Origin of the sequence: Acidiphilium sp. PM (assembly GCF_000219295.1) — a bacterium.
GTDB lineage: Bacteria > Pseudomonadota > Alphaproteobacteria > Acetobacterales > Acetobacteraceae > Acidiphilium > Acidiphilium multivorum.
On record NZ_AFPR01000505.1, the window covers coordinates 1 to 7,059 of the forward strand.

The window sequence follows — 7,059 nt, forward strand, 5'->3', positions numbered from 1 at the left end:
TCGGGTGCTGAAACTGGCGTTCGAGATGAAAAACCGAACTGCGTTGTTCAAACTTGCTCGGCAACTAGGAATCGACGGTAAAGACCGTGATTGGCCGCAATCCTAGATTGCACGAAATATATATTCAGTGTTTTTGAAAAAGCTTAGTTTATTATTTACAAAAATCGTTGAGCATTTTTTGCGGCAGGTAGGGAGCGGCAATTTATTAATTGATTTCTCATATCAATAAACCGGGAGGTTAGAATGAAGACGGCAAATATCGGATTGTGCATTTTTTCATATGCTCTTGTGTTTTTCATGATAAACAGCGCATCGGCGAAGACTTTCTATTATCCATTTCCAGAAATAAAAATGCCAACATCTAATTGGAAGAAGCTCAATGATTTGGCAGTGTCTGATGGGACAATAAATACGCCACCATGCTATTCAAAAATAGTTATAAAAAACATGGCATTTAAAAATATTTACGGCAAGCATTTTATTTCTATATTTTCTACAATATGGGCGCACAAAACAACAACCGGCAATTATTTATGCGAGACAAAAATGTCTGGCTATAGAATTGGCGGCGATTACAAAATTTCCAGCCTAAATATGAATTTAGAATTTGAAACATTTTCTAAAAATGGCAAGCGGTATGTCATTTACGATGATGATGTATTTTCCAATTTGGTTTTTCCGTTAAATATGAAAGCGAAAATACCTGCATTGCCAATTTCAAAAGATAACGCCTCAAAGGCAGTAGGTAACTCAAATTCCACTAAGTTGCACGGCCTGGCAGCCCTCAGAGCGGCTGTGAAGGAAATACGCAACTCAAATTCCACTAAGCTGGACCTCTCTGCGGCAGAACTCAATGCAATCGCGAATGCCGTGCGCCCCTGCTGGGGCATCGATGCCGGCGCGCCCGGTGTGCAGGATTTCAGCGTGCTGTTGCAGGTAACGACTGACGCTTCGGGTGTGGTGCGCGAGGCCGAAGTGGCACCAGCCGACCAGGGCAAGCTGGGTGATCCTGTCTTCGCCGCCTTCGCACAGCGCGCGGTGTCAGCCGCGAAGAACTACAAATGCGCCAAACTACCGCTGCCGCCCTATATGCTCGGCACAGTGCATACCTTTACATTCCGGTTCAATCCCTGATTGCAATAAAACATGCCTATCCTGTTAACCCATACACCACAAAATCAGCCCCATTTTGTCAGTCGCGACGAAAATCGTCCACTACATGTAGCTGGGGTCTGGATTAACCGGATAGGCACGATTAAAATAATACAATACTTCATTACGGTGATAATTAGTTATAATTTCACTTACTTCGAGTTTCATTTCCGGGTGAAACGCTAATGAATGATGGGGGCGTCATGAGATATCTCAGGCTATCGATAGTGGCGATTATAACAGTGGCAACACCGATCATAGCAAACGCGAAAGCAAACGGAAATTCACTGGACCAAACTAACGTAAGTCCGCAAAGTTCGATGTCTGGTACTGCTTTTGTCCAATTCACTGTTGCTCCAAATGGAACTGTAAAATCAGAAAAAATATATCGGAGTAGTGGAAATCCGCTTATTGATCGTGCTGCTCTGAGTAAGGCGAATATTCCAAAATTTTCTAAATTCACGGGAAAAAAATCCCGTTTATACGTGATGCCAATATCCATATCATTTCCTAAACCGCATAAATCAGACAAAAAATCAGATCATGCCAAACGTTGGTTTGCACTTACAAACGATGACGAATGTATCCCATCAGTTCCGCGCGATCCGGCAAAGCTGATTCGGTTTGATCGTTTGAATGGCTTGGACGACGCAGTGAACATATTTGAACGATCACACGGAATGCCCGTCGGAGTGACAGTTGCGGAGCCAGAGTCGAACGGGATGGAAACGGTATATACTTTTTTCAGAACCGAGGACGCCTGCGAAGCCTACGCCAAGGCAAAGCAGGGAAGTTTGAACCAACTACAATAGTCGATTGGCAGCCTACCCTTCGCTCGGGCACCCTGCACGGTGCAAAGTGGCTTAGTTGGCTGAATGTATGCATATTTGAAACGAGGTATTGACATGCGCCATATATTTTCTATATGTGCATATAGTCTTGTTGGAGTATGCATATGCCTCGCATTACAATATACGTGCCTGATGAATTGAAATCCCGGATGGATGATGTGGACCGGATAAATTGGTCCAACGTCGCACAAGACGCCATCCGACAAGCTATCGCCACTCACTCTATTTTTAAGGAACCTGAAAACATGGACAACGTTATCGAGCGCCTGCGACTGAGCAAAGAGCGCTTTAATTCGACCAATACGAAGGACGGCAAGGACTGCGGAGCTAGTTGGGCAAGGGGCACCGCTCAATATGAAGACCTGCTCCGGATTTCCGATGCCGTACATGAGGGCTTGGACATAGACATCGGCACTCTCCAAAGACTGATCGACCCGCAGGACGAAATGGATTCCAACGATTGGAAGGCGTTCTGGGAGGAAAACGCCGGAAACGACGTCAGCGATGCCTTCGTGAAAGGCTTCGCCGAAGGCGCGACCGCAGTGTTCGACAAGGTTGCCGACAAGCTCTGACGTTGTCGCATCAAGACATCTAAGTCGCCCGGTCCCAGTCATCCGCCCGGGCGATTTCGTTTGGCGCTAAGACCAAACCCCCGAATGTGCTCTCTTTCCCGCTCCACGGCTGTGGCCGCGCCGGGCACAGGTGGGACGGCAAAAACGAGGGCAAAGGCGCTGCCCAGCCTGCACAAGCAACCCACTTAAGCAGTCTGAAAAAATCTCAAAATTCTCGCGAGGGGGTGAACCGGGGCTTCTGAGCGTTCCCGCTCTACTCCCCACCTCCCGGCACCCACCCCTTCCGAATCCGGCAGCTTTATTAAGCCATCACGGATGCGTGAAAACAGTGTGGATTTATCTCTGGTGAGTCCGCATTGAGTCCGCAAATTATGAATTAGGTCCGAATTGCGATCTAATAGTCGGTTAAGTCTTTGATTTATTGGTGAGCCCGCAGGGATTCGAACCCTGGACCCCAAGATTAAAAGTCTCGTGCTCTACCAACTGAGCTACGGGCTCTCACCAATGTGTCCGCCGGAAAGACCAATTCCGGCGGGGTTCGTCAAGAGGCTGAGGCGGATTGCCGGTATTACGCGGCGAGTTCCATCTTGATGATCTTGGTCGGGTCAGTGACCCGGCCGCTCTGGCCCTGGCCCTTCTTGATCTCGTCCACATAGTCCATGCCCGCCGTAACCTGGCCGAACAGGGTGTACTGGCCGTCAAGCCAGGCGGCGGGAGCGAAGCAGATGAAGAACTGGCTGTTCCCGCTGTTCGGGTCGCTGGTGCGGGCCATGCCCACCGAACCGGTGAGGAACTTTGCCTTGTCGGTGAACTCGGCGGGCACGTTGGGCAGGTTGCTGCCGCCGGTGCCGGTGTTGGTGGGGTCGCCGGTCTGCGCCATGAAGCCGGCGATCACGCGGAAGAATTCGCAGCCGTTGTAGAAGCCGCGCGCGGTCAGCGTGCGGATCTGCTCGCAGGTTTTCGGCGCGAGGTCGGGGCGCAGCTCGATCGTGACGACGCCGAAGGGCAGCGTCATGTGAATGGTGTTCGACGTGCTGGCGGCGGAAGCGGATTCGGACATGAAAACTCCGGCAAGGGGGGTGGAAGCGGCGGCGGCGAGAAGCGTGCGGCGTCTGATGATCATGGTCTGCCAACCCGGCGAAGGGTCCTCTCCAACGTCAGTTTCGGAACGAAGCTCGAGATGTCGCCGCCCAGCTGGGCGATCTCCTTGACGAAACGCGACGAGATGAACTGGTGCCGCTCGCTTGCCATCAGGAAGATCGTCTCGATCCGCTGGTCGAGTCGTGCATTCATCCCGGCCATCTGGAACTCGTAATCGAAGTCGGAGACGGCGCGCAACCCGCGCACGATCACTTGTGCGCTGACCTGCTGGGCAAAGGCGATCAGCAGCGAATCGAACGCCTGCACATCGATTTCGGTGCCCGTGCGTTCGGCGATCGGCGCGATCTCGGCGCGGACCATCTCGACGCGCTCGGCGGTGGGAAACAGCGGTCCCTTCCCGGCATTGCGGGCCACGCCGATGACCAACTTCGAGCAGAGCTGGGCGGCACGGCCGATAATGTCGATATGCCCGTTGGTGATCGGATCGAAAGTCCCCGGATACAGCCCGATCAGACCGCCATCAGCCATCCTGTTCCTCCCCGGCTTCGTCGTCGCCGTCGTCTATGACGGGAAAGACGCTGGTTACCTGCTCGTCCTTTTCTACCCGCACAAGCGTCACGCCCATCGCCTGGCGGCCGGTGATGCGCACCTGGTCCACCGGGGCGCGGATCAGCTTGCCCTGGTCGGTGACGAGCATGATGTCGTCTCCCGGCCGGACGGGGAAGCTGGCGGCCACTGCGCGGCCGTTGCGCGCCGCGAGCGCGATGTTGGTGATGCCCTGGCCGCCGCGGCCGGTGACACGGTATTCATAGGCCGAGGACAGCTTGCCGAACCCGCCGGTGGTGACGGTGAGGATCATTTCCTCGGCCAATTGCAGGGCCGCGATCCGCTCGGAGGTCAGCTGGATGTCGGCCGCCGTCTCGTCGTTTTCCACCGCATCGGCCTCGGGCTCCTCGCCGCCAGCGCGGCGCTGGGCGGCGGCGTATTTCAGGTAGGCCGCGCGCTCGTCCACGTCCGCGTCAACATGGCGGAGCACGGAGAGCGAGATCACCTCGTCGCCGGCGCCGAGGCGGATGCCGCGCACGCCGCTGGAGTCGCGGCCGGCGAAGACGCGCAGCGTATCGTCGGTGATCTGGAAGCGGATGCAGCGGGCCTGGCGCGTGGCGAGGAACACGTCGTCGCCCTCGCGGCAGGTGGCGACGCCGATCAGCCGGTCGCCCTCGTCGAGCTTCATCGCGATCAGGCCGGTCGAGCGCACATTACGGAAATCCGCCAGCCGGTTGCGCCGCACATTGCCCGATGCGGTGGCGAAGACGAGGTGCAGGTCGTTCCACAGGCTTTCGTCCTGCGGCAACGGCAGCACGGCGGTAATCGCGTCACCGTTCAGCTCGGGCAGGATGTTGACGATCGCCCTGCCCTTCGCCGCCGGCGCCGATTCGGGCAGGCGCCAGACCTTCTCGCGAAACGCTTTGCCGCCCTGGCTGAAGAACAGCACGAACTGGTGGGTGTGGGCATTGAAACTGCGGGTGATCACGTCGTCGCCACGCATCGAGGCGGCGGCGCGGCCGCGACCGCCACGGTTCTGGGCGCGGAAGGCTTCGAGCGGGGTGCGCTTGATGAAGCCGTCGCGCGTCATGGTGACGACCATCTGGCCGGGCTCGATCAGGCTTTCGTCGTCCTGGTCGGCGACGCTGTCCTCGATGCTGGTCAGGCGCGGGGCGGCGATGCGCTCGCGGATCGCGATCAGCTCGTGGCGCATCACCTCGAGCCGGCGCGGGCGGGAGGCAATGATTTCGAGCAACTCGCCGATGCGGCGGCCGACCTCGGCGAGTTCGGACTGGATCTTCTCGCGTTCGAGCCCGGTCAGGCGCTGGAGGCGCAGTTCGAGAATGCCGCGGGCCTGCGCCTCGGTCAGGCGCACGGTGCCATCCGGCGAGATCTGGTTGCCGTGATCGTCGATCAGTTCGAGCAGCGGGCGGACATCGCCGGCCGGCCAGTCGCGCGCCATCAGGGCGATCCGGGCGGAGGCGGCGTCCGGCGCCGCGCGGATCAGCGCAATCACCTCATCGATATTCGCCACCGCGATGCCGAGTCCGACCAGCAGATGCGCCCGGTCGCGCGCCTTGTTCAGCTCGAAGCGCGAGCGGCGGAGGATCACGTCCTCGCGGAAGGTGATGAAGCAGTCCAGCGCATCGCGCAGGCCGAGCTGGCGCGGCCGGCCGCCATCGAGGGCGAGCATGTTGATGCCGAAGCCGGTCTGCATCTGGGTGAAGCGGTATAGATGATTGAGCACGACTTCCGGCGTGGCGTCGCGCTTCAGCTCGATCACCATGCGCATGCCCTCGCGGTCGCTCTCGTCACGCAGGTCGGCGATGCCCTCGATTTCCTTGGCCCGCACGAGTTCGGCGATGCGTTCGAGCAGCGTGGCCTTGTTCACCTGGTAGGGCAGCTCGCTGACGATGATCGCCATGCGATCCTTGCGGATTTCCTCGATAGTGGTGCGGGCGCGGACGACGATGCCGCCGCGGCCGGTCTCGAAGGCGCTGCGGATGCCGGAACGGCCGAGAATGATGCCACCGGTCGGGAAATCCGGGCCGGGGACGATCCGCATCAGGTCATCCAGCGTCGCGTCCGGCTGGGCGATGAGGTGCAGCGTCGCGTCGATGATCTCGCTCGGGTTGTGCGGCGGAATGTTGGTCGCCATACCGACGGCGATGCCGTTGCCGCCATTGACCAGCAGGTTCGGGAAGGCGGCGGGCAGGACGCGGGGCTCGCTGTCGCTCTCGTCATAGGTCGGCTGGAAATCGACCGTATCCTTGTCGATATCGGTCAGCAGCGCCATCGCGGCATCGGCGAGGCGGGCCTCGGTGTAGCGCATCGCCGCCGGCGGATCGCCGTCGACCGAGCCGAAATTGCCCTGGCCATCGATCAGCGGGACGCGCATCGAGAAGCCCTGGGCCATGCGGACCGCGGCATCGTAAATCGCGGCGTCGCCATGCGGGTGATACTTGCCCATGACATCGCCGACCATGCGGGCGGATTTGCGATAGGGCTTGTCCGGCGTGTTGCCCGACTCCTGCATCGCATACAGGATGCGGCGATGCACCGGCTTCAGCCCGTCCCGCGCATCCGGCAGGGCGCGCGAGACGATCACGGACATGGCGTAATCGAGATAGGAGCGGCGCATCTCCTGCTCGATCGTCACGGGCACCTGGCCGCTTGGCCCTTCGGTCTGGTCGGTCGTGTCAGTCATGGCGGCGTCATATCACCTGCGCCGCGCGGGGGCGAGGGGTGCGGCTCAACAGCGGCCGGTCAGCCCGGCGATGACAACGGCAATCCGGTCCGCGAGGCCGCGCGGCGCCGGACCGGTCGGGCGGCGCAGG

At 58.3% G+C, this 7,059-nt stretch carries 6 protein-coding genes and 1 tRNA gene; 3 read left to right on the forward strand and 4 right to left on the reverse strand.

Going from position 1 to position 7,059, the window contains the following annotated elements; all coding sequences use genetic code 11:
• Positions 1-243 precede the first annotated feature (243 nt).
• The 3 genes from APM_RS19880 (at position 244) to APM_RS15905 (ending at position 2,575) form a co-directional block, all read left to right on the forward strand.
• Positions 244-1,134: a cell envelope integrity protein TolA gene (locus tag APM_RS19880; protein ID WP_011942049.1), complete on the forward strand. Its 891-nt coding sequence runs from the start codon at positions 244-246 to the stop codon at positions 1,132-1,134.
• 260 nt (positions 1,135-1,394) lie between these two features.
• Positions 1,395-1,964, forward strand: coding sequence for an energy transducer TonB (locus APM_RS20675; RefSeq protein WP_158005005.1), 570 nt, complete (start codon positions 1,395-1,397; stop codon positions 1,962-1,964).
• 188 nt (positions 1,965-2,152) lie between these two features.
• Complete coding sequence (locus APM_RS15905; protein ID WP_039888986.1) at positions 2,153-2,575, forward strand: hypothetical protein; 423 nt, start codon at positions 2,153-2,155, stop codon at positions 2,573-2,575.
• A gap of 422 nt (positions 2,576-2,997) precedes the next feature.
• Here APM_RS15905 and APM_RS15910 read toward each other — a convergent pair.
• The 4 genes from APM_RS15910 to gyrA form a co-directional block, all read right to left on the reverse strand.
• Positions 2,998-3,073: transfer RNA gene (locus tag APM_RS15910), tRNA-Lys, on the reverse strand.
• A 70-nt stretch (positions 3,074-3,143) separates the two neighbouring features.
• Positions 3,144-3,698: a peptidylprolyl isomerase gene (locus APM_RS15915; RefSeq protein ID WP_007424414.1), complete on the reverse strand. Its 555-nt coding sequence runs from the start codon at positions 3,696-3,698 to the stop codon at positions 3,144-3,146.
• The gene (gene coaD, locus APM_RS15920) at positions 3,695-4,204 is read right to left on the reverse strand and encodes a pantetheine-phosphate adenylyltransferase (protein WP_007424415.1); all 510 of its coding nucleotides are present in this window, start codon (positions 4,202-4,204) and stop codon (positions 3,695-3,697) included. The genes APM_RS15915 and coaD overlap by 4 nt, the downstream gene beginning before the upstream one ends.
• On the reverse strand, positions 4,197-6,929 hold the full coding sequence (gene gyrA, locus APM_RS15925; protein WP_007424416.1) for a DNA gyrase subunit A: 2,733 nt from the start codon (positions 6,927-6,929) through the stop codon (positions 4,197-4,199). Before gyrA ends, coaD begins: the two co-directional genes overlap by 8 nt.
• Positions 6,930-7,059 lie beyond the last annotated feature (130 nt).

Excerpts from the sequence above, each read along its gene's own strand:
- APM_RS15915 (WP_007424414.1), bottom strand. The coding sequence starts at position 3,698 with ATGATCATCAGACGCCGCACGCTTCTCGCCGCCGCCGCTTCCACCCCC.
- coaD (WP_007424415.1), bottom strand. The coding sequence starts at position 4,204 with ATGGCTGATGGCGGTCTGATCGGGCTGTATCCGGGGACTTTCGATCCG.
- APM_RS19880 (WP_011942049.1), top strand. The coding sequence starts at position 244 with ATGAAGACGGCAAATATCGGATTGTGCATTTTTTCATATGCTCTTGTG.
- gyrA (WP_007424416.1), bottom strand. The coding sequence starts at position 6,929 with ATGACTGACACGACCGACCAGACCGAAGGGCCAAGCGGCCAGGTGCCC.
- APM_RS15905 (WP_039888986.1), top strand. The coding sequence starts at position 2,153 with ATGGATGATGTGGACCGGATAAATTGGTCCAACGTCGCACAAGACGCC.